Annotated in this window: 26 protein-coding genes and 6 pseudogenes; 7 read left to right on the top strand and 25 right to left on the bottom strand. The window is 40.1% G+C overall.

Going from position 1 to position 21,001, the window contains the following annotated elements:
- Positions 1–131: 131 nt before the first annotated feature.
- From NSQ58_RS14425 to NSQ58_RS14415, 3 genes and pseudogenes are all read right to left on the bottom strand, one after another.
- A complete protein-coding gene (locus tag NSQ58_RS14425; RefSeq protein ID WP_181016554.1) occupies positions 132–515 on the bottom strand; it encodes a hypothetical protein in 384 nt (127 codons plus the stop codon).
- 12 nt (positions 516–527) lie between these two features.
- Positions 528–1,670, bottom strand: a complete 1,143-nt coding sequence (locus NSQ58_RS14420) for a hypothetical protein (protein WP_341057628.1) — start codon at positions 1,668–1,670, stop codon at positions 528–530.
- Between the two features lie 152 nt (positions 1,671–1,822).
- Positions 1,823–2,069: pseudogene (locus NSQ58_RS14415) on the bottom strand (YolD-like family protein).
- A gap of 884 nt (positions 2,070–2,953) precedes the next feature.
- Here NSQ58_RS14415 and NSQ58_RS14410 point away from each other — a divergent pair.
- Positions 2,954–3,286 (top strand): hypothetical protein, encoded by a 333-nt coding sequence (locus tag NSQ58_RS14410; protein ID WP_023989013.1) that lies wholly within the window; start codon positions 2,954–2,956, stop codon positions 3,284–3,286.
- A gap of 57 nt (positions 3,287–3,343) precedes the next feature.
- Here NSQ58_RS14410 and NSQ58_RS14405 read toward each other — a convergent pair.
- The 10 genes and pseudogenes from NSQ58_RS14405 to NSQ58_RS14365 form a co-directional block, all read right to left on the bottom strand.
- Positions 3,344–3,628, bottom strand: a pseudogene (locus NSQ58_RS14405) (Ig-like domain-containing protein); the annotation flags it as partial.
- Between the two features lie 33 nt (positions 3,629–3,661).
- Positions 3,662–3,913 (bottom strand): annotated as a pseudogene (locus NSQ58_RS26775) (hypothetical protein); the annotation flags it as partial.
- On the bottom strand, positions 3,910–4,266 hold the full coding sequence (locus tag NSQ58_RS14395) for a kelch repeat-containing protein (protein ID WP_341057627.1): 357 nt from the start codon (positions 4,264–4,266) through the stop codon (positions 3,910–3,912). The gene NSQ58_RS14395 and the pseudogene NSQ58_RS26775, both read right to left, overlap by 4 nt.
- Positions 4,172–4,378 carry a kelch repeat-containing protein gene (locus NSQ58_RS26770; RefSeq protein WP_413630573.1) on the bottom strand — a complete coding sequence of 69 codons (207 nt, stop codon included), beginning with the start codon at positions 4,376–4,378 and terminating at the stop codon, positions 4,172–4,174. Before NSQ58_RS26770 ends, NSQ58_RS14395 begins: the two co-directional genes overlap by 95 nt.
- A gap of 51 nt (positions 4,379–4,429) precedes the next feature.
- Positions 4,430–4,639 (bottom strand): hypothetical protein, encoded by a 210-nt coding sequence (locus NSQ58_RS14390; protein ID WP_068942639.1) that lies wholly within the window; start codon positions 4,637–4,639, stop codon positions 4,430–4,432.
- Between the two features lie 274 nt (positions 4,640–4,913).
- Entirely contained in the window at positions 4,914–5,396 is a 483-nt protein-coding gene (locus NSQ58_RS14385) for a hypothetical protein (RefSeq protein ID WP_341057626.1), read from the bottom strand.
- Between the two features lie 168 nt (positions 5,397–5,564).
- A complete protein-coding gene (locus tag NSQ58_RS14380) occupies positions 5,565–5,687 on the bottom strand; it encodes a hypothetical protein (RefSeq protein WP_256026491.1) in 123 nt (40 codons plus the stop codon).
- Positions 5,688–5,799: 112 nt separating this feature from the next.
- On the bottom strand, positions 5,800–7,248 hold the full coding sequence (locus NSQ58_RS14375; RefSeq protein ID WP_445671670.1) for a 6-phospho-beta-glucosidase: 1,449 nt from the start codon (positions 7,246–7,248) through the stop codon (positions 5,800–5,802).
- A 22-nt stretch (positions 7,249–7,270) separates the two neighbouring features.
- On the bottom strand, positions 7,271–7,696 hold the full coding sequence (locus NSQ58_RS14370) for a PTS sugar transporter subunit IIA (protein WP_081819223.1): 426 nt from the start codon (positions 7,694–7,696) through the stop codon (positions 7,271–7,273).
- A gap of 117 nt (positions 7,697–7,813) precedes the next feature.
- A pseudogene (locus tag NSQ58_RS14365) lies at positions 7,814–7,951 on the bottom strand (PTS transporter subunit EIIB); the annotation flags it as partial.
- A 668-nt stretch (positions 7,952–8,619) separates the two neighbouring features.
- On the opposite strand from NSQ58_RS14365, the gene NSQ58_RS14360 reads away from it, so the two are divergent.
- Together NSQ58_RS14360 and NSQ58_RS14355 are read left to right on the top strand one after the other, a co-directional pair.
- The gene (locus NSQ58_RS14360; protein ID WP_341057624.1) at positions 8,620–9,525 is read left to right on the top strand and encodes an EamA family transporter; all 906 of its coding nucleotides are present in this window, start codon (positions 8,620–8,622) and stop codon (positions 9,523–9,525) included.
- Between the two features lie 980 nt (positions 9,526–10,505).
- Positions 10,506–10,751, top strand: coding sequence for an IS3 family transposase (locus NSQ58_RS14355; RefSeq protein ID WP_071558646.1), 246 nt, complete (start codon positions 10,506–10,508; stop codon positions 10,749–10,751).
- A gap of 561 nt (positions 10,752–11,312) precedes the next feature.
- Here NSQ58_RS14355 and NSQ58_RS14350 read toward each other — a convergent pair.
- The gene (locus tag NSQ58_RS14350) at positions 11,313–12,092 is read right to left on the bottom strand and encodes a collagen-like protein (protein ID WP_341057623.1); all 780 of its coding nucleotides are present in this window, start codon (positions 12,090–12,092) and stop codon (positions 11,313–11,315) included.
- 482 nt (positions 12,093–12,574) lie between these two features.
- On the opposite strand from NSQ58_RS14350, the gene NSQ58_RS14345 reads away from it, so the two are divergent.
- A complete protein-coding gene (locus NSQ58_RS14345) occupies positions 12,575–13,132 on the top strand; it encodes a MepB family protein (RefSeq protein ID WP_076264861.1) in 558 nt (185 codons plus the stop codon).
- Between the two features lie 116 nt (positions 13,133–13,248).
- Here the strand turns inward: NSQ58_RS14345 and NSQ58_RS26765 are convergent, their stop codons facing one another.
- The 5 genes and pseudogenes from NSQ58_RS26765 to NSQ58_RS14325 form a co-directional block, all read right to left on the bottom strand.
- Positions 13,249–13,473, bottom strand: coding sequence for a DNA methyltransferase (locus tag NSQ58_RS26765; RefSeq protein WP_370671133.1), 225 nt, complete (start codon positions 13,471–13,473; stop codon positions 13,249–13,251).
- Complete coding sequence (locus NSQ58_RS26760; RefSeq protein ID WP_023989025.1) at positions 13,427–13,645, bottom strand: hypothetical protein; 219 nt, start codon at positions 13,643–13,645, stop codon at positions 13,427–13,429. Before NSQ58_RS26760 ends, NSQ58_RS26765 begins: the two co-directional genes overlap by 47 nt.
- A 404-nt stretch (positions 13,646–14,049) precedes the next feature.
- Entirely contained in the window at positions 14,050–14,505 is a 456-nt protein-coding gene (locus NSQ58_RS14335) for a DinB family protein (RefSeq protein ID WP_023989026.1), read from the bottom strand.
- Positions 14,506–14,561: 56 nt separating this feature from the next.
- Positions 14,562–14,819 (bottom strand): YdcF family protein, encoded by a 258-nt coding sequence (locus NSQ58_RS14330; RefSeq protein ID WP_075154283.1) that lies wholly within the window; start codon positions 14,817–14,819, stop codon positions 14,562–14,564.
- 282 nt (positions 14,820–15,101) lie between these two features.
- A pseudogene (locus NSQ58_RS14325) lies at positions 15,102–15,740 on the bottom strand (hypothetical protein).
- Positions 15,741–15,875: 135 nt separating this feature from the next.
- On the opposite strand from NSQ58_RS14325, the gene NSQ58_RS14320 reads away from it, so the two are divergent.
- Complete coding sequence (locus tag NSQ58_RS14320; RefSeq protein ID WP_023989029.1) at positions 15,876–16,202, top strand: hypothetical protein; 327 nt, start codon at positions 15,876–15,878, stop codon at positions 16,200–16,202.
- 61 nt (positions 16,203–16,263) lie between these two features.
- Here the strand turns inward: NSQ58_RS14320 and NSQ58_RS14315 are convergent, their stop codons facing one another.
- The 4 genes from NSQ58_RS14315 to NSQ58_RS14300 all read right to left on the bottom strand — a co-directional run bounded on the left by NSQ58_RS14315 (position 16,264) and on the right by NSQ58_RS14300 (position 17,745).
- A complete protein-coding gene (locus NSQ58_RS14315) occupies positions 16,264–16,389 on the bottom strand; it encodes a hypothetical protein (RefSeq protein WP_341057622.1) in 126 nt (41 codons plus the stop codon).
- A gap of 170 nt (positions 16,390–16,559) precedes the next feature.
- Positions 16,560–16,730 carry a hypothetical protein gene (locus tag NSQ58_RS14310; RefSeq protein ID WP_155613684.1) on the bottom strand — a complete coding sequence of 57 codons (171 nt, stop codon included), beginning with the start codon at positions 16,728–16,730 and terminating at the stop codon, positions 16,560–16,562.
- Between the two features lie 418 nt (positions 16,731–17,148).
- The gene (locus tag NSQ58_RS14305; RefSeq protein WP_341057621.1) at positions 17,149–17,424 is read right to left on the bottom strand and encodes a hypothetical protein; all 276 of its coding nucleotides are present in this window, start codon (positions 17,422–17,424) and stop codon (positions 17,149–17,151) included.
- Positions 17,425–17,547: 123 nt separating this feature from the next.
- Positions 17,548–17,745, bottom strand: a complete 198-nt coding sequence (locus NSQ58_RS14300; RefSeq protein WP_341057619.1) for a hypothetical protein — start codon at positions 17,743–17,745, stop codon at positions 17,548–17,550.
- Between the two features lie 471 nt (positions 17,746–18,216).
- On the opposite strand from NSQ58_RS14300, the gene NSQ58_RS14295 reads away from it, so the two are divergent.
- Complete coding sequence (locus NSQ58_RS14295; protein WP_023989036.1) at positions 18,217–18,651, top strand: hypothetical protein; 435 nt, start codon at positions 18,217–18,219, stop codon at positions 18,649–18,651.
- Positions 18,635–18,991, top strand: a complete 357-nt coding sequence (locus tag NSQ58_RS14290) for a DUF6199 family natural product biosynthesis protein (RefSeq protein ID WP_254664506.1) — start codon at positions 18,635–18,637, stop codon at positions 18,989–18,991. Before NSQ58_RS14295 ends, NSQ58_RS14290 begins: the two co-directional genes overlap by 17 nt.
- 229 nt (positions 18,992–19,220) lie before the next feature.
- Here the strand turns inward: NSQ58_RS14290 and NSQ58_RS14285 are convergent.
- Both NSQ58_RS14285 and glnA read right to left on the bottom strand, forming a co-directional pair.
- Positions 19,221–19,355, bottom strand: a pseudogene (locus NSQ58_RS14285) (DNA polymerase III subunit beta); the annotation flags it as partial.
- 215 nt (positions 19,356–19,570) lie between these two features.
- A complete protein-coding gene (gene glnA, locus NSQ58_RS14280; RefSeq protein ID WP_013310575.1) occupies positions 19,571–20,899 on the bottom strand; it encodes a type I glutamate--ammonia ligase in 1,329 nt (442 codons plus the stop codon).
- Between the last annotated feature and the right edge of the window lie 102 nt (positions 20,900–21,001).

The following is a 21,001-nucleotide window of genomic DNA, read 5'->3' as shown; positions in this document are numbered from 1 at the left end:
CCACTGGTGGTTAACCATTCTTTATAAATTTAGAATACTTACATAACAATTACTCAACTAAAGCGCATGTTAACTTAACCTTAGTGAACAAATTAAAGCTCCCTTTCTACCACATTTGCTTATGATAACTTCTATTTTTCCATTAATTTATTAAATATCTCTCTATCTTTGGAAGTAAAGTCGGAAATCCGTTTCTTTTGCTCGTACGTGTTGGTACTTGAATCCAATTTAATGAAGCCTTTTTCACCAATCAAATACACAATATTTTTTTTCATCTTATATGACACAATATTATCAACAGCATTTTCCAGTGGATCAGCAAGATGATTATAAAGTATTAAAGGGTCGTGTGGCCCCCCTCTGAAAATTTGAAAAGTCCCGTCACCAAAATATTCTACGGTATCTTTGCCTGATGGGTATTTATACTTCGTATTATCCCCAGAATTCACCAGGAAAATTAGAGTAGTAGTTGTAACTAGTATAGCTATCAAGATAAAGATGTATCTGTGCTTCATCCAATTCACACCTCACTTCCAAGCTTTTCTTGTATCAGTTACTGTAACATAAGATGTATACTCTTTGAGCGTTCCCCATGATTCCATTAAATTTGTTAGATTGGCCGCAGCCCAACCGAGTTTGTTGTGCCCAGTAAACATTTGTTTAAAATTATACTCGAAATTATATATATCATAATATATTGTAGTAATTTTCCATTGCCCGTTAACGTAATTTCCATTTATTTTATAATACATGTTGTGAAAAGCATTATATAAATCTCTATCACTTTCTAATCCCTCAGATCCATTATATGAAAAACTTTTAACTTTATTAGCATTAGCTTTTTTGACTGCGGCATTAACTATTGCGATGTGCTCTTTAGATTTTTTAACTTGCTGCGCCTCATATGACCACTCGTTAAAGTGTACATGTCCTGGTTTGTAATCAAGTGAATGCTGAAGTAAATTGGCTGTGATGTCTCCGTACTTCTTTCGAGCTATAGGAACAGCTACTAATGTAAATGCTTTACGATCAGGATAATGTATTACAGTGTCTGTCGAATCTTTTACCTTCTCTACGCCTCGCACCCAAGTCTTTTCTAGTTCTACCAGAGGATTTTCAAACGGAAAAGTATTATTTCCTGCACACACTAACATATTCTTACTGTATGCGCCTTCCAGTACTTTTTGCGAGACATCAGGCTGATCCTGTTCTCTTGTTTCCTTAGGTTCTAACTGAGGAGTGTACTGAATTTTTCCCAATTGATCTTCTTTTTGTTTTAAAACAAGTTCAAACTCAAGAATCTTTTTGCTGGTATCAATCTGTTCTTGATACTTATCTACATAAGCGTGTGTAAACGTAATATCACGGATCGCGTTTTCATTTCTCACGACTTGGATGTTACATTTTCGATAGTAGTCCTCACTATCAGGTTTATATTCTGCGTTTGCCCATGTGTACAGCATGTTGGAATTATCCGCATTGTATATAACTGAAGGAAGCGAATGAAGCGGAATTTTGCTTCGAATATGTAGCGAATGAGCCAAGTTTGTAGACTTAGCTGAAAGGTTTATGGAACTATTATTCTTATAAGTAAAGCCAGTGATCTCACCTTTTATAAACTCGATTGGTTCAACACCGGATTTGCGTTCTATTCTTAATGAAATGCTCATTGAGATAATCTCCTCTATTAATTCAATCTATTTTCGCAGGAAAAATTTATGAAAAATAATTTCCAAATATTAATATATACGAAAAATATTAAATAGTAAACATATTTTAACTTGGTAAAGGACGTAAAAAAGACCCGGTTACCTAGGGCCTTTTATGTACTTGCAGAAATAATATCCTCCAACTTAATCCAGCTAAAATCATCCTCACCGCGTGACAGCCGTACGTGAGTTGTAGGAATCTATTAGCGCTTGCTCGATTAGCTGCACTTCCTGATCATCCAACTCTGGCTTGCCGCGCCGTTGACGGTCTTTCATGAGCTTTAGATACGCTTCCTTATGTTCCAGTATGAAGATGCAGCTGCTTTCCCATAATCCATTACCTTCGAGTCTTTTTGACATGTATGTAGCCTCCTGATGTGTTATGCACAAATTATATTCTGAGTACAAAAAATAAACTCCCGATCATTGGAGGTTTAATACCGTATAATGCCTATTTCCAGACGAGGAAAATGTAATGATCTTTTGGTCACCATCCCAGCCCTCTATGATTACAATATAGAGCGCATATCGCTCTTGTTGTCCCCTTCTTCCCAAAGCCAGCAACCGCGCGCCTTTATGTCCACTACACTGCTACCTGTCTTTATCTCCAGTTCCATCATGTTGGGCACCCGTCTTCGCTCAGCAGAATTATTGTAGAGTATTGGAGTAGCGTTCGATATCAGGTAACAAAGCGTTCAACTTCTTTGTTACCCAGCGTTTCCGTATACTATACAGATCAGAACAACGAACGACGAAAGCGGACACAACTATTATGCAACAATAGCGGAATAGACGGTTGCCAAAGTTACACTAAACTTTTGCAGAAGTTTACGATGGCGCACGTAAAGCCATGGAAAGAATATGGGGGCGATATTCCTGAGCCAATAGGATAAGACAAGAACAGCAGTAAATTTAATGTGTGTATTCCTAAAAGCCTACTCGTCCAATGTCAAAAGGGGCTACTGCCGAAAATTCTCCCTTGAACCAGCATTGCCTTTACAAATTGAGCAAATGAGGGATTTACAATAAAGTTCGGACCTCCCCCCCATTAACCCAGCCTAAACAGACGTATCGCAGTTCGTGCCAACCTCAAACGGCAGGTCATTCACCCCATTGGTGCCAAGATGCCAAAGGCTGAGGATAGCTGCGAGTTCCCAAAAAACAGTGTTCAATAAAGCGTACAATCGCAGCACGTTAGTTACATTTAACTAATCAGGAAATTATCCAAGTAGGAGGAAATAACCATGGCATTTGAAGGTTATAGAGAAGACAAGCGAGAACATTGGTTTGACTGGCCATTCCCCTTGTCGGTATCAATACTGTATGTGGATGCGGATGTAGATCTAGATGTAGATGAAACAGAAACGAAATGGTACCTCATTGACGAACAAGAAAAACACTTGATCCGAATTAGGGATGAAAAACAAATTGAACTGCTTCATCACTGCATGTATGGAGTCTTGTTAAATGACGAGAAGATCAACTGGATTATTGATAAAAATGGCGGTAGATTTACCTATCATGATGGTGTGGAAGATTATATCAAATCCCAGAAAGAATACCTTGATACATTATAAGAGGCGTGAACAGTTAAAAGCTCTACCGACCAATTAAGGTTAGCAGAGCTTTTAAATTTATTTAGAATATTCACTTACTTCAAATGTTAGGATACGATCATATAGCATGTAATCCTTTCGGCTGCTGAATGGACCTTTATTATTATCGTGTTTATTAATAGCGTATGAAGCCGATCCAGAACCAGCCTGCTTGCCCTCATACCATGAGATAAAGTCATTAACCTCTTTCATGCTTAGGTCAAACTCCTTTTCCAAACCAGTTGTCATAGTAACCACCAGAATTGCACGGTCCCCAGTTGGTAGAGATGGATCAGTTGGTTCGGGAGTTGGTGCCGGCTCAGGTGTGGAACCGTCAATCTTCCCGAATATTTCTATAGTATTAACCGGAGAATTAGCCAATGTACTCTGACTTCCTCCAATAACGTAAATTTGTCCACCTAATGTTATAGCCCCAGCCCCACTTCTGGCTTGCTTTAAGCTAGCCTCAGGAGACCATTTATTCTGTTCAAATTCAAAGGATTCTACTGTATTAAGTTCATAACTACGTCCACCTGCTTCAGTTTTTCCAGCAATAGCAAATATTTTATTGGAATAAATGACAGCTTGGGCCCCTCCACGTGCTGTCAAAAGATTGGGTTTAGTTGACCAGTATCGTTATCGGGATCACATTCAAGAAATGTGTTTAGTGAGACATTTGAATTATTATCAATATGTCTACCTGCTACAAGATAGATTTTGTCCTTATGTACAACTGCAGAGGAACCATGAAGTGTATTCGGCATAGGTTTCTTCGTTGACCAGCTGTCGGAAGCCGGATCATATACTTGGACAGTAGCAACTGAACGCGTATTTGTTGTCATCCCACCAAACACATAAATCTTTCCCTTATACAAAACACTTGTCAACGAACCTAAAGCCAGCCTGCGGCATAGCTTTCCTAACACTCCATGTATCTGTCTGGGTATTGTAAACTTCAACATTATTTACTGAGGAGCCTCCTGTCCAGCTAAAGGCATTACCTGTATAGCCACCAATAACATAAATATCATTTCTATAAACAACGGAAGTTGCTGTAGAACGAGCCGTAGGCATGCTACTTCCTGAGGCCCATATATTATTTTTCGGCTCATAAATTTGAACATCCTAATATGGGTTTGATCCTGAAGAACCACCGAAAATATATATCTTGCCATTCAATTCAGAAACAGCACTTACCGCCTTAGGATTTTCTATAGTCGTTTTAATCGACCATTCATCGCTTACAGCTTCTGCTTTTACCTCTATAGCTGACATATTCAAGAACACTATCACTACAATTAAAATGCTCCATAATGCTTTAATTTTACTTATCACTCGATCTCTTCCTAGCAATATATTGAACTATTACCAATATAAATCATTCTTAAAAACCTGTCTAAACATAAACTTGCTGATCTTTAAATATAATCTAAATATTTTCATATTTATTTTTTATTGGGTATAAAAAAGACTCAGCCAGTACCTGGTTGAGCCTTTCACATCTACTCTAATTCAAACTGGTCAACGAAAAATCTCTGCCGACCAATTGTGGTTAGCAGAGATTTCTGTTTTATTTGAGCATTCACTTACCTCAAACGTTAAGGATTTTTTAATATTTAATTATAGCTGATCCTGCTTTAGCCCACTCTTTTGATTCTAATTGAATCCATCCATATACTTTTGAATCAGAGTTGATCTTTTGTTTTATCAGAGAAAGGTTCTCATAGCTACTGGAACCGTAAAGACTCCCTGTTTTTGGTGCAATTTTTACTGATAACGTATTTTCTATACTCGGTGTATTTTCATCACTTGTCCAGACCAAACGATTATAATAATTAGCATTAAAAGGATTTTCCAAACCATTAATTGAAAATTTCACTTTTTTCCCTGTAACTGATACATCTGTATATGCCGTGTCATCTTTAAATTTTACTGATTGTGATAAAACTATTTCTTGATTTGTGAAATTTTTGTAAGTGTCAAGCGTTACAGTTGCTGCATCTGCAGAAGCTGACAACGGAGCAATAACTGAAAACAAGAGAGCGATTGTGGAAAAACATAAAGTAGCTTTCCTTCCTAATTTCATTCTCATTTTTTTGTCCTCTCCTTCTTTTAATACTCATTAATAAACATACAGCTTAATGACTGTCAAAGTAAGGGGAGCTTTGTCTGACATGAAAAATACACATTTGATTAAGTCTCCTTTTTCGCGTCCACTCTAAATTCAAACTGCTCACGAAAGAAATAAGATCCGTTAATCTTAATTAACTCCGGTGTAATCTTCTCCAACTGCGCCGTAGTCCACAATATCTATCAAATCCTCGCCCAACGGTTGTATTACACCAAAGCCACTAAACTTGGTGATATAAACAAACAAATTCAATAAACAATATTTTTCACCCTAACTAAAGAAAAGAACATCAGTGTCTGATGCCCTTTCAATTTGCAGCAGTTTCAAAAATTTAAGATTATGCGGTCCATTACAGATAAAGTGATTATTTCTGAAAGTACTTTGTTCCATTACTCGCAATGACGTCTTTGTACCAATGAAAACTTTTCTTTCTAATTCTTCTAAGCGTGCCAGAACCGTCATTGTTTTTGTCCACATAGATGTAACCATACCGCTTCTTCATTTCGCCGGTACCGTTACTCACAAGATCAATCGGCCCCCAACTTGTGTACCCTATAATATCAACCCCATCTTTTATTGCTTCAGCAATCTCTGCAAAGTGAAGATCCAAATACGAGATGCGGTAATCGTCTTCAATGGTATCGTTGTCCATAAGAGTATCTTGCGCACCAAGTCCGTTCTCAACGATAAACAATGGTTTGTTGTACCTTTCATGCAACTGGTTGCAGGTAATACGCATGCCTTTTGGATCAATCGTCCATCCCCACTCGGAAGTTTCCAAGTAAGGATTGATTACGGAACCAAACACATTCCTATCCGTAAAATTTTTCAGAATTTCAGGATTAGCACTGGTACAACGGCTCGAATAATAGCTGAAACCGATGTAATCCACAGTATATGTCTTCAAAATCTCCAAATCTTCAGACTCAAGCTGTAGCTGAATTCCATTCTCGATGAAAAAGCGTTTGGCATAACCGGGATACTCCCCTTCGGACTGCACATCAATCAAGAAGTATGAATCACGCTCCATTTTCATTACTTCCCAGTAATCTTCCGGATTGCTACTGTATGGATACACATTTCCAGCCGCCAACATACATCCCATCATGGCGTTAGGAATAATTTCATGACAAGCCTTGACTGCTAGTGCACTTGCAACCAGTTCATGATGCGCTGCTTGATACAGAACTTGTTGTTTGTCCTCGCCTTCTTCAAAAATAATGCCCGCTCCTGTATAAGGAAGATGCAATAACATATTAATTTCATTGAATGTCATCCAGTATTTCACTTTATTTTTATAGCGTTCAAACAGTGTTTTAGAGTATTTTTCAAATAGTTTAATCATGATTCGGTTTTTCCAGCCGCCATACGTTTTCGCCAAGTTCACGGGTAAATCAAAGTGACAAATCGTAACGACAGGCTCAATATTGTACTTCAGAAGTTCATCAAACACGTCATCGTAAAATTGCAATCCTGCTTCATTTGGAGTTATATCGTCACCATTGGGAAAGATACGGGCCCAGGAGATCGACATTCGAAATGATTTGAAACCCATTTCAGCAAAAAGCGCGATATCCTCTTTATAACGATGATAAAAATCGATAGCTTCATGTGAAGGATAAAACTCGCCTTCCTCGGGTACAAATGAATTTAAGTTGCCAGTCGAAACCTGATTACGTTTGGGCCCCGTCGGCATCAAATCAATGGTCGTCAGTCCCTTACCATCAGCCAGGTAAGCTCCCTCAATTTGATTCGCAGCTGTAGCTCCACCCCACAGAAAATTATCCGGGAATTTAGTGATTTCATTAAACATTTTCACGTACCTCCCTATTTTTCTATACATATACTTTGATTAATTGTTCTTTTTCATTAACCATGTCATTTTTGGTCCCTACAATGACATCACTGACCTGAACACGATCACCATCCTTAACAAATGCATTGAAATGCTGACCTTTTAACTGAACCGTATCTTGTCCGATATGAATGAGTATTTCTACCCCGTCATCACTAATGAGACCAATGGCATGTTTAGTACGGTAAATCGTTTGTACAATGCCGTTCACTGGGGAAACGACACGTCCATTCGTGGGGCGGATGGCTATCCCTTTCCCCATATGCTCTCCTGCAAAAGTCTCGTCTTTAATATCTTGGAGTCTAACAACAGTACCGGTCATCGGACTAACAATTTCAAATGGTTGGTCATTCAATTGACTTATGTTGGGAATGGGTTCTTGTTTGTCGCCCATATTTGTTGACATTGTTTCTGTTGGATCTTTAAAACCAATGAAGTAGATCAAGACAATTGATACGTCCCAGATGTTTCAGTAATCCAACCGAAAGCAAAAACAGTTCATTGAATCCTTTAATCATTCCTGTCGCAGCCATTCCGTTTTGGACAATCCTTCGTCCTTCAATTGAAAGCGCAATCGTGTTACACAATGAACAATTCTGGTAACGCTTTCAATACCGCCAACTCGAGACAAAATCTCCTTGGCCAACTGGTCATAGTTCATGAATACTCTTCCTCTCTGGCTGTGACTTTGCATCAAAATAACTGAATAGCTGCCCCGTGCATAGATCTTAGGCAACATCACCATGCTGGAAGTTTAGCGATCCAGGTTTTGCCCTGCGACGGTTACAATCCTGTAAGGCTGTGTTAGCGATTTCCGATTTGTCACAGGCCTCAAATTTTGTGAAAGTTAGCTGAAGGTACGTCTTTTCTGGCCAGAAATGGTATTGCCTGATTGAACAGTCACAATCCAGTTGATGTACAAGCTCCCTTTGCGGACAATAATAAAACACTCTTTTTTGAAAATGCAAGGTTTTTTCCTCAGGAATTTAACTTGTAGAGAGAAATCCACATGAACATTCTTACATTTCATATATGAAGTAATTTTGGCCCAAATATTCAAAAAATAATTTGGGCTTGATTGCTATTTAATCACATTACTTTGTATTTAACTGTTACTGTCGCTTTGACCTACTTTAGATTTCATCCTGATTCTCTCCGAATCAGATTATTGACAAGAACAAACCTTTGCTTTTATACTGATACCGAAATGAACGAAATACTAAAACCCGATGGATGTGGATTTTTCTAGAGAGTCATCTCTATTTTCGCCACACGAATGCCTTTACGCATTTGTGTGGCTTTTTTGTATTCAAAAAAGGAGGATTGTTCATGAAGTTGTGGCATTATGCAGTTATTGTTTTCTTGGGAGGTTGTTGTTACGGCATACTTTCCACATTTGTTAAACTGGCATATAGCGCTGGTTTTTCAACACCAGAGGTAACTGGTGTGCAGTATTTCTTTGGTGCAGTTTTGAGCTGGATGTTTGTAATTTTTGTAAAAAAGAAAAACCTTACGTACAAGCAGGTTACAAAACTCCTTCTATCCGGAATTCCATTTGGACTGACAGGTATGTTTTATTATCAATCGCTACAGACCATAAATGCTTCCCTAGCTATCGTCCTTTTATTTCAGTTTGTTTGGATTGGGACACTATACGAATGGGTTCTCCAGAAGAAAAAACCAACCAGGGGTAAACTTATCTCGATTGGAATACTGCTCATCGGCTCGGTTTTGGCGGCAAACATTTTTTCTCAAGGTGATCTCTCGCTCTCGTGGCAAGGAACGATTTGGGGGCTATTGGCTGCTTCAACATTCGCTTTATTTGTTTTCCTCAGTGGTGCTGTTGCGAAAGAAACTTCGCCCATACTGAAAAGCGCCCTTCTTTCAACCGGAGCTGTTATTACTGTTTTTGTGGTATTTCCGCCAACCTTCTTATTTAACCTCGATGTGCTGACAGGATTGAGTCCTTTTGGATTAGTCCTCGGGGTATTCGGAGTAGTGCTGCCTCCGCTTTTGTACTCCATAGGTATGCCACATATTGGTTCAGGAATGGGTACAATTATGACTGCATCTGAATTACCCATGGCCGTTATTATGTCTTCTCTTGTATTAGAAGAATTTGTAGGCTGGTCTCAATGGATCGGTGTTATCATCATTTTATGCGGCATCGCATTTAGCAACATAAGACACAGAGGATCAAGACCACAGACTTTAGTTAAGAAGAACACAGTATAACAAGATATCTATAATTTTAATAGGTTAAATGGACAATGATTTCAGAATAAGATTTGAAGGATTTACAACGCTGTGTAAAATGCGGGACTTTTAACGCTCATCCCAGATTTCAAAATCATAGTCTTAGAAGATTCACCCGCTCTGTTCAAACAAAAAAGGACCTATCGGTCCTTTTTGAATATATGGCTAAACCTGTTTTTCATGTTTGAAAGGTTAAATTTTTTTTTCGCAGGATTAGATTCCTCAGTTTCAAATATAGCTCCCCAAATTTTCCAAACTCGTATGTTTTCTGTTTTTATTATCAAGCATAATCAAATTATCTTTAGGCTGATTAAGCTCCTCTTTTAGACTCTTAGCCTCATTATTATGCTCAATGAAAGTTGCTTCGATGAAGTGAAGCTCGTTAAATATTTTGTTCTTGTCATTTTTGTAAACTTCAAAGATTTGTTCAATATTTGGAAAGTATACATCATCATTTTCTGTTAATCCGATAGTCCTTGGGATTCGCTTGTTTAAATCATGGATTGCTTCAGGTATACGCCAGATCCATGTATTCTTGCCGATCCCGGTTTCCTTTTCTAAGAGAAGATAAGTAAGTTAATGGTCTAGAGGAAAAACGAGGCAAAGCAAAAGGGCCAGGCATCGGCAGACCTCGAACACGACCCGAATATCCGGAGGTCAAGCTGAAACGCCTCGAAGCGGAAAATGAAATGCTAAAAAGGCTCTTGCAAATGTGAAAGGAGGAATGGATGCTGTACCCAAGAGTAAAAAGTTTGCGGTGATCCAAGAATTGCTTAGTAAGGGACATAGCATCGTGCTACTATGGTAAGAAAGTAGCCTACGTTGTTTCTGGCAATCATCTGAACCGGGAGTTTAAGGCTGACCAGCCGAATCAAAAGTGGGTAACGGACATCACTTACCTCATGTTCAATGAACAGAGACTCTCCTTTCCGCGATTCAGGATCTTCTTAACAACGTAATTGTTGCCTACCAGATCAGCCGCAGAAAGATTTGAGCCTGGTGTTAGATACGGTGAAAAAGGCAAGGAAGCCACAGGACGCGCGAGGTCTTACTGCATAGCGACCAAGGATTTCAATATACCTCTCGCCTCAGCTCAACAGGTGGAGCATGCCATCCAGAAGTATATCCATTTCTACAACCATGAACGCTTTCAAGAGAAACTAAACAACCTGACTCCTTATGAGTACAGGACTCAGGCTGCTTAATTATTGCTTTTTGATAGCTGTCTGCTTGACAGGGGTCACTTCATGATTGCGGATGCTTCTTAATTTACTTTGCGAAGAAACCAAGATCAGATAGCGACTTGATGCAATGCCTAAACTTTAGGCCAATCGACCTCGGCCCGTTCTTCTGTAGCTTCCCATTTTTCGCGACCAATCGAAAAAGAAAATTTATATTGATTGCCGCTCATGAGTTGTCGTTTCTGACGGATCAAAGCAATAGTTCCTATTTTGTCACAACAAAAAAAGAAGGTAGGAAAAGTTTCCTGACCTTCTTAGCATCCATATTTCTATGTCTGAATAATATCATTGCTTTTTACCATGTTACTACGGATTTTCCATTTTAACTTTAAAGATAGGCTTTGGAGTAGTGGTAATGTTTAATGGATCTTATTACTACCACTACGTTCTCTTGCCATGCTACACAATCCCCCCCATAAATACGTCTGCTTACTATGAGTGTAATTAGACAAACTGACGATATGAAATCGTACAGTCTTTTCTAAAGCGGCTACATATAATGTTCTATATATCATTAAGAATGGCTTAAATAGTCAACTTTAATATAGTAAGAGTAGTATTGGTAAAGTTATGAAGTTGGGCTGGGGTTGCATTTGCATTTACTAATTGAATAGTTGTAGGAACGACCCCTACAGTAATAATGACTTCTGCCGAAGTTGGTCCGCCACCGTTACCCGTGAAAGGAACTGGGGTAACAGGGAATCCATTTACGGTAAGGTTAAAGTCAGCATTGCCTTGGTTATGAATTGTAAAATCTATTAGATAGCTCCCCGTTTCGTTGATTGTTATCGTTGGAGATGGAGGAGTGAAAGTAAATGCACCACCAACATTAGCCAAAACTCCAGTAAAGGTAATTGGTGAGTTACCCGGAACTGTGTCAGTTCCCGTACCAGGATCTGCTCGGAAAACACTTAAGAAGTCTGATATCCCGGCGCCAGCAGGCCCTGTTGCCCCCGTTGCTCCTGCTGGTCCTACCACCCCTACCGTTCCCGCTGGTCCTGCTGGTCCTATCGCTCCTGCCGGTCCCACTGGTCCTGCTGGACCTACTGCTCCTGCTGGTCCTGTTGGTCCAGGAATTCCTTGAAAACCTTGTAGCCCTTGCTGGCCTTGAGCGCCTGGAACTCCCTGTGGACCCGGCAGTCCCTGTGGTCCCTGAGGTCCTTGAGGTCCTTGAGGTCCTTGAGGTCCTTGAGGTCCTCGGATCCCTTTAACAATAACTTTCGGTAAAACTTTGACTTTTTTAACTACACATCTTCTAAATTTTCTCCGATGCATTTTCTTTTGCCAATAATAATGTCGAAACATATTTAATGATCACCTCCAAAGTCTAGTCAAATTAGTTTATTGTGCAATTAACCAAAAAGATTGGGCTGTTGACTTCATCTTGGGAAAATAGGCATAGGTCTGACTCTATCGTGTTAGCATTATTACAGCTCATCCTTCTGAAGCTTATATCCAGTTCAATCAACCGATCCAGATTCTGCACTATCTGCATTTTTATATTTCTAGCCTGTAGGTCTTTGACCCACTGAGCTATACCAGCCTTAACAATCTTTCGGTACTATACCATTGATCAAGGATACCCTCGACGAACTCTATTTCGCGCTGTAGTAGTGTCTCTTGCTATTCGTTGTCTGTCCCATTGTCATTGGGGAGACGTTCACACGTCTCCCTTTTTATTTATACTAGGCAGAATATACACAAACTTGTGAACCATCTGCGGTTACATTAATATAGTGAATGCTACGTTAAACAACGGTTTTATATATGGGGGAGAATAAATAACAATGGTTAACAAAGAAATATCTTCTGGTGACCAAAATTCTTGGACAGCATCTGATAAGATTCATACCGACCTGCTTGCCGCTAAAGTTTCAGTTTATAATCCTTGCAATTTTAAATGTACTGGACCAATTCCAGAAAAACAAAACTCTGACTATGGGGCCTACTTCTTTAATTTAAATGCCCACTCTATACGATTCCGTATTGCAAAGACAACTCCAAAAAAGATCGGGCAATTTGTGACTATATATAAGAGAATTGGGGATGGACCAATACAACCCTATGACGTATCAGATCCAATCGACTTTTTGGTTATTAGTGCACGTAAAGACAGTAGCTTGGGGCAATTTGTATTCCCAAAATCCATTCTGATTAAACATAAAATATTATCTAACAAAGGTGAAGGTGGTAAAAGAGCAATACGTATTTATCCACCATGGGACACGCCTACAAGCCTCCAGGCTCAAAAAACTCAGACATGGCAGTTAAAGTATTTTCTTAACATACCTGTAAACGAACCAATAGACATTTCTCGTGCAAACGTACTTTACGATTTAGAATAATGTGTTGCAACATTAGAAAGACGTACCGGCTCCATGCCGGTTGCCAGCTGATATCGCATTTTAATCACATCACAAAATACCGGGTCCAGTTCCATGGTCCTGCAACAGCGGTCAAGCTAATCACAGGCCATAAGGGTAGAGCCGCTGCCGCCAAAGAAATTGACAACTACGCCACTAAGCTGGCTACTATTCATAATGGGAATAGCTAGTAGATCAAGGGGCATCTGAGTGGGGTGAACATACTTATTTACATTGCCCCGTGAAACTTCCCATACTGTCCTAGGCAGCGGTTCCTCAACAGGAAGACCAGCCTTCCATACCGTAGTCTGTGTTCCGATCACCGTATCGGGCTGGAGCCTTGCTTTTCAGATGAGCGTAAAAGATCGGCTCATGTTTAAAACGATACTGTGCCCAACCAAAGGAAGCAGCATTCATAGCATCCTCAAATTTTCTTTCTACAATAACAAAAGTATGTTTCTTAGTAGAAACAAAAGCCTGATGAACAAGTGTCATCAGGCTTTGCTAAAATCAGGACGGCTGCTTTGGTTTAAATAGAGAGCGGTATTATGGTAAAGAAATATTTGAAAAGTTAAAGACAGGAGAACATATTTATAAGGGTTTAACGTACATATTTTTAGAATATTAAAAAAAATATAAATCGCAAATATTGGATTTTGGTACACAACTTTATTGTATATCGCACAGGGGAAAATAATTGTAGTTGACTCGCTAGTACACAACTTTATTGTTCGAAGAAAACTCCATAAAATAAGTTTTAGACTGACCTTAGAAATTAGAACAGCGACAACCAAGGATGAAAAAATAAAGGTCCTAGACTGTCGCTGTTCCATTAAACTAACGTGTCCCGTTAGTTCAATACCAATCCCATTCCGAGTAATGGTGATTATTAGGCCCTGTTAGAGCCTCGCGAACGTGATGTAATCGACTTGGGCAGGCTCTGCCGATTCGATCCGAAGTGCCCGGTTGATCTGCCCCCGGTGATATTGCCCATGTAAGAGGACCTGCGACAGGATGTCCCGTACGGACGTTCGGAACGGAACCCCGCTCTGGTTCGCATAGTCGATCATCTCGTCCAACTCGGATTCCTCGAACCCTTCGATATAGACGCGATATTGCTCGGCGTTTTCTTCGAACATCGTCCGGATCGCCGTCAGGTCTTCCGCTTCCTCCCACAACGAATATTGCGCGCTGCCCTTGCCCTGCAATCGGGACAGCCAGACTCGTTCCGCGACCGCGACATGCCGAACCAGCTTCAGAAGGTCCTTGTTCTTCACCTCACTCTTCTCAAGCACGTCCAAGATGCGTTCGTCCGCCCAGTACAGGTGGTCCATCATGCACTTGATCGTCTTCATTTCGGTTCCCCCCTCTTCGTTTCATCGATTACTTGAACCTACTGTTATTCGTTAGTTTAATCATTTGAATGAACTAAAACAACCTTTTTTGGATGAATTCCTTGTTGCTGTAACACTTCCAAGGAGAAACGTACATTTTCAAAGGTATTAGTTGCTTTATCTTCTTTAAGTAATGATTCTGAAGGTACTCCTAACGCTACCCCGACATTTTTTAGAAACTCCCATTCGGTTGTTTCTACATGAAGGGTCGTACCACCAGAAGGTAGAATAAATTGAGCGATACCGCTATGGTACAATGTTGCGACTCTTTCCATTAATTGTGGATGACTTGCTTCTGGAATTAATATAATGTCTGACTGTTCCAACTCCGTTTAGAAAAACATAAAATTACTAATACATTCAAAGGGGAATGACATATGAAGAACTCCTCAGTATTAACGCCTCTGGAATCCGGTATTTTCGAAGTATTCAAAGACTATCTATTCTCTTTTTGGTTAAATTTTCCTTACCGTTAGCTTAATGAAACATCGTAAGACTATTACTTTATTTTCTTCTGACACCTCAATAAAGACCGCAAAGGCTTAAGCCCTTACGGTCTAATTTAATTCTGGCATCCTAAGTCCGATTTCACCTTCCTTGTTGCGGCCCCGACCATAGTCAATAACCACAAAATCCAAAGTCCGATTAATTTTAAGACTGTTTGCTATATTTACAATCGCTCGTCGTCGTTTAACTGCAAATGTCGTGGCTGAGATACTAGGCACATCTTTTCTGTATCCCTTCTCCATATACTGCTGGGCCTTGAGGTATTTTTTACCGTCTATGAACAGCAGCTTAGCAGCAAGTCCCTCGTGTGGATCCCTCATGTTGTTTACGGCGAAGCGGACATTGTTTGTGATGAATTGATAGAATTTGTAATTCATATGCCGTTTGTCCTTTAGGATTACAGCGTTTGCTGTTACACCTGCCGTTAACTCCTGACCTGACTCTCGTTTTGCAATTGCCCCCTCGGCGGAAAGTAACTCATACGCATACATTCCGTTTTCAATCTACTGGAGAGCAAACTCATAGTTTTTGATCACCTCGATCATATCAACATACTTACTAAGAAGCCACTTTGTTTTTCGAATATCTTCCTGCTCAATGTCCGAAAAAAAGTTTACCTGGATTATCTTTTGTGTATCAGAAGACTCATCTTCAAGACTATTAACTATACACATTTGATCGTCATTCATCGTTTATCATTCCTTTATATAATGTGATAATTTGGTGAAATCGTTATTTTTGGTAGATATATGTAAATCAAAACACTATAATTACCTTACACCATAGTTTGCATACGAAGAAAACAAACTAAGGAGGCTTTACTTTTGAGAAAATCTATTATTGCTTTGGCTGCTGGCACAGTTCTTCTTGGGGCATTGTCTGTACCGTCTTTAGGTTTTGCAGAACAAGCCCCAACTTCAGCAAATATTTCTTCTCAGTCACCATATGATCCGCCTCAAGGGAACAAAAAATGGGTAAGTGGCATCAGAGGTGCAACAGTTAAAGAGGATATGAAATCGACAGTTCCAACTCAAAAATTTTACATGACAGGAGGATTTGGAGGAAATATTAATTTATATAAATGGCAACAAAAAGGCAACAACAAAGTATGCCCATTATATCAAGGCTACATTTACAAAATATTCCCTTAATAATAAAACTAACTTTAAAGTAAGCACTTTTTTTCAAAGGTGCTTACTTTTTTCATCGTTATTATTTGCCATATTTAATCCTCACCTCGCTTGCCGGCACAGTCTCAATCAACATATACCTATCTACTTGTAATACACCTATAAACAACAGTACAGCAGCTAATATAGTGGTATATGCGCGTATCATGTGGCATCCTCCTTGACCGCCGCATTCGCAAACACTTTAGATAACTCGATATTAATACACGCTTTGCCCTCTGCGTTCGGTGCATTAAAATAATCAGTCCACAGCTGGAAGGCTTTCATGAGTGACCCGTTTAGTCTGGCTATCTCTGCATCCTTTGTTGTATTAGGGATTCAGATTCCTTTTGAGTATCGACGAGTACCTTTATGTTTCCTTTCAATAATTTCATTTTCGGTGTTCGAAAAATACAACCGTTTTTCTATATCATCTACCCAACTTTTTTCTTTTTCGGCTTCCAGTATCCAGTAATCCATTCGCTTTTCCCAGTCTGGTTTATCTGTCATTGTTGTTCCTCCCCCAGCATTCGTCGTCTTCATCGTCTCCTATAAGATGTTCTGAGCAGCACGGACATAGACGATTGTAACAATCCTCGCATCGCCAAGTAGCCCGCGATTCAGGAGAATCCATCGCTTTCCACTCACTATAGGTTAATCTTCATCGCGATTGTTTCCCGTCGTATGAGTACCACAGTGTATGCATTCTCCTGTCACCCAATCGTCGTCTTCGAAATTTCAGTTCTTCTTCTTTTCGATCAATCTCTATATGCAGTTCTGACCAAAATAATCCTTCTGCCAAAATGCGAAAATCTTCTCCTTGCAAGTCTTCTGTGTCTTCTTGTTTTTCCTTTTCTGATTTGATCAAGTCCATGATCGAATATTCGTGTCCGTCTTGGAAGAAGCGACGCAGTCCGCTTCCTGCTCATTATTCACTACGATTTTCATCTATATATTCTCCCTTTGGTGCCGTGTGACCGACACCCTGTATAGGCTTAATATTCAAATCACGATATCTTATCCCATGTTCAATGGGGCTGCTGCCTAATTCTTCATGTTCATCATCACATTCCCGACAGCAAGCAAACTCCCCATCGTATAACCTGCCTGTAAGTTTTTCTCTAGCTTCGCTTATCGGCTTTCCGCAGTTGGCACATCTGGACTTACCATCTTGTTTAATAGCCGATATCGGCCACAGATTCATATCTATCATCCTTCCAACGTTCCTGGGTGAGCGTATTGTATTGGTGGTTACTCCCTACCCCATCCACGTAAAACCGCTCTATGTAGCGTTTGAGGTGTATTACCCCACTGTGCTTATCGCTCATTATAGGTATATTTGTCTAATATCTATGTCAATCAGTTCTAATCCCCCTAATTCTTCTATTTCTTGTGGGGTTATGATCATATTGGGCTTTTCAGACCGAATCTGCGCTCCGATCTCACGCATTCTATTCCCTTCGTATTCTCCTAGATATACCAACTGTCTCACCGCTACTGTTTCATACACTTTGTATTTACTCACGGGTTATCTCTCCTTTGGTATAGGGGATGCATTGTGTCTCTCTCCTTTATGGAAAGTTGCTCCTCCTTCTTGTCCCCTATGGGTTCAAAACTTTTTAATGCAATACTCCAAAATACTTTCATGGCATTGGCTTTGTATAAACGGTCTTCGCATCTTCATATGTCAGGCGAAAATATGCACTTTTCTCATCCCATCCGCCTCGTTTCGTAGCTAACCCTTTAGCAACAAGATCATTCCAAACCGATCGACCGTGTCACAGTAAAAATTGTTTTTGTCGGCTTCATGTTGTAGTTAAGCACAAAGCGTGCTCACACTCTCCAACTGTTTCTCGCTAAGTTCCATCTTGTATCCTTCCTCTCTACCCTTCGGGGCCGATAATGACGCAATACACCGCATTAGCTTAGAGGCATATCCACCAAGCCCTCAACACTGAATATCTTCTGCATAAACTATCAAAAAGGAGATGAGATAATGACTAGATTGTTAGATGCTCGAACATCTCAAAATGCAAGCTATGGTAATACAATCTCAATTCCCTTGCCAGCCAATACTCCTGTAGCCATTGCAGAGCTTGGCTTAGACGTGACGGGCGCTGGGGAAAATATGCGTGTACAATTATCTGGGATTGCTGAGCTTTCATTTCCCACTACTCCACCATTTGACTCCGTTATTGCTATTTCTATTGTTAGAGGCACTCTCGACTCTCCTGTTGCTTATGCCCTTTACTCTGTTAGTGTCTCCGAGGCAAATCCCAACGCTGTGCAGGTCGTCACCATTAATGCTTCCGATTACAATGTCCCTCTACCACCATCAAATGAATTGGTGTATACCTTATATCTATTTTGCACAGCGGATGCCACCCGAATAGGAATAGAAAGTTTTAACGCGGTTGCCTATTCAGATTAAAATTACACCTTCAGATGGAGGGCAAAGCCCTCTTATTTTTCTTCTATCCGTCCTTGAGGGACGATACTTTCCATCTGTCGTTCTTTTTTGGTATAGTTTACTTAAAGGGGCTGATCCAATGGGATTCATGCTTATTCTTATTGCGATTATTTTTTTCTCGCTTGGTATTTTAAGTAAACGAAATCCCACCTGGGGATGGCGTGCAAACGAAGCCTGGAAGATCAAAGGTGACTCAGAACCAAGTGATGCTTACATTGATGACATGAAATTTAGAGGCTCTGTATCGATTCTCTTTGGGTTCTTCTTTTTAACATGTGGACTTTTGGTTATATTCCTGTAAGTTCTACTATCTGTTTTCAATCCTCAAATTACCCACATCCATAAGGCACTTGCTGTTTGGCGGCGACTCCCAAAATGTCACTGCTCACGTTTTCAAAAACAGAAATCTGTCTCCTATCCATAGCTTTCAGCAATCGAACTTCCTTAATCTTCAAAGATCAGTCTGCCGCTGTAGTAAGTAGTAAAAATCATTTTTCTCGCATAGTATTTACTCATCTAACCAGCCCCCTTTAAAGAAGAACAATGTAGAAACTCGACTCATCACTTTGGAGTGTGAGTAGCTTAGAAGAGCCAGTATACCCGAGTGTAATGACTTCGTTTTCTAAGACTTTCAAGGCATCCAACACATATTTTGCATTCAACGTTAGTTTGAAATTTTTTCACAGCCTACGTTTATGCACACATTTCCAAAAATAGAGATGAATAGCATGGAGAAATATGAGTCTTTTACCGAGGGTCTATTTCAATAATATTTTTTGTGGGGAGATTATGGGGGAGAACTAATTAGTCTCAAATGACGGATGGATTACACACACAAAAAAAAATCCCTCAACGCTTAGAGCGCCAAGGGATTCCCATTTTAGTAAAGAGTCAGATATTGATCACGTTCCCATTGATGCACTTGGGTGCGATACATATCCCATTCAATTTCCTTAAGCTCATAGAAGTAGGCCAGAGCATGGTCGCCCAGTGCGTCAGAGATAACTTCGCTCCGAATAAGCTCAGACAAAGCTTCTTTCAAGTCTGCAGGCAGACTTGGAATGCCTTCTTCAATCCGCTCTTCCTCAGACATTACGTAAATGTTACGATCAATAGGAGCTGGCAGAGCCAACTGACGTTTGATACCATCCAAACCAGCTCTCAGCATCACTGCCAAGGCCAAATAAGGATTCGCTGCCGGGTCAGGGTTACGAACTTCGACGCGAGTACTCAGACCACGAGATGCGGGAATCCGAATCATTGGACTGCGATTGCTTGCAGACCAAGCCACATAACAAGGCGCTTCATAACCTGGTACGAGACGTTTGTAGGAATTTACCGTTGGATTCGTGATCGCTGCCATTGCACGTGCATGTTTAAGAATACCAGCCATATAGTGGCGGGCCGTCTGGCTTAATCCGAGTTCATCCGTTTCATCATAAAATACATTTTCATTATCCTTAAACAAGGATTGATTGCAGTGCATACCGGAGCCATTTACACCAAACAAAGGTTTTGGCATAAAGGTAGCATGCAAACCATGCTGACGAGCAATCGTCTTAACAACGAGCTTGAACGTTTGAATCTGGTCGGCAGCTTTAATTGCATCTGCATATTTAAAGTCAATCTCATGCTGACCAGGTGCAACTTCATGATGAGATGCTTCAATTTCGAAGCCCATCTCTTCAAGCTTAAGTACAATTTCACGACGGCAGTTTTCACCTAGATCCATCGGAGCCAGGTCAAAATACCCGCCTTGGTCATTCAGTTCTGTAGTTGGCTCGCCTTTTTCATCCGTTTTGAACAAGAAGAATTCAGGCTCTGGTCCGACATTCATCGAAGTATATCCCAACTCTTCTGCTTCCTTAAGTACACGTTTCAAGATCCCCCGCGGGTCGCCTGCAAACGGAACTCCGTCCGGCTTGTAAATATCGCAGATCAAACGGGCTACACGATCCGAGGTTACCCAAGGGAATACAACCCAAGTGTCCAAATCCGGATATAAATACATATCAGATTCTTCAATACGCACATAACCTTCTATGGAAGAACCGTCAAACATCATTTTATTATCCAATGCTTTTTCCAGTTGACTAACCGGAATTTCAACGTTCTTAATAGTGCCCAGCAAATCTGTAAATTGCAAACGAATAAAACGAACATTTTCTTCTTTCGCAATCCGAAGGATATCTTCTCTGCTATAACTCACTCTAACCTCTCCCTTTCTGTAACCACTATATACGAATCGGTTGTTATATAAATTACTTAAATGATGAGACCGGGTTTTAAAGTAAAGCGACCTTATGCCAAG

Source organism: Paenibacillus sp. FSL M7-0134 (assembly GCF_038007865.1).
GTDB classification, from domain to species: domain Bacteria; phylum Bacillota; class Bacilli; order Paenibacillales; family Paenibacillaceae; genus Paenibacillus; species Paenibacillus polymyxa_B.
The sequence above is the reverse complement of the archived record's forward strand: the minus strand, read 5'-3'. Positions and strand labels throughout refer to the sequence as shown.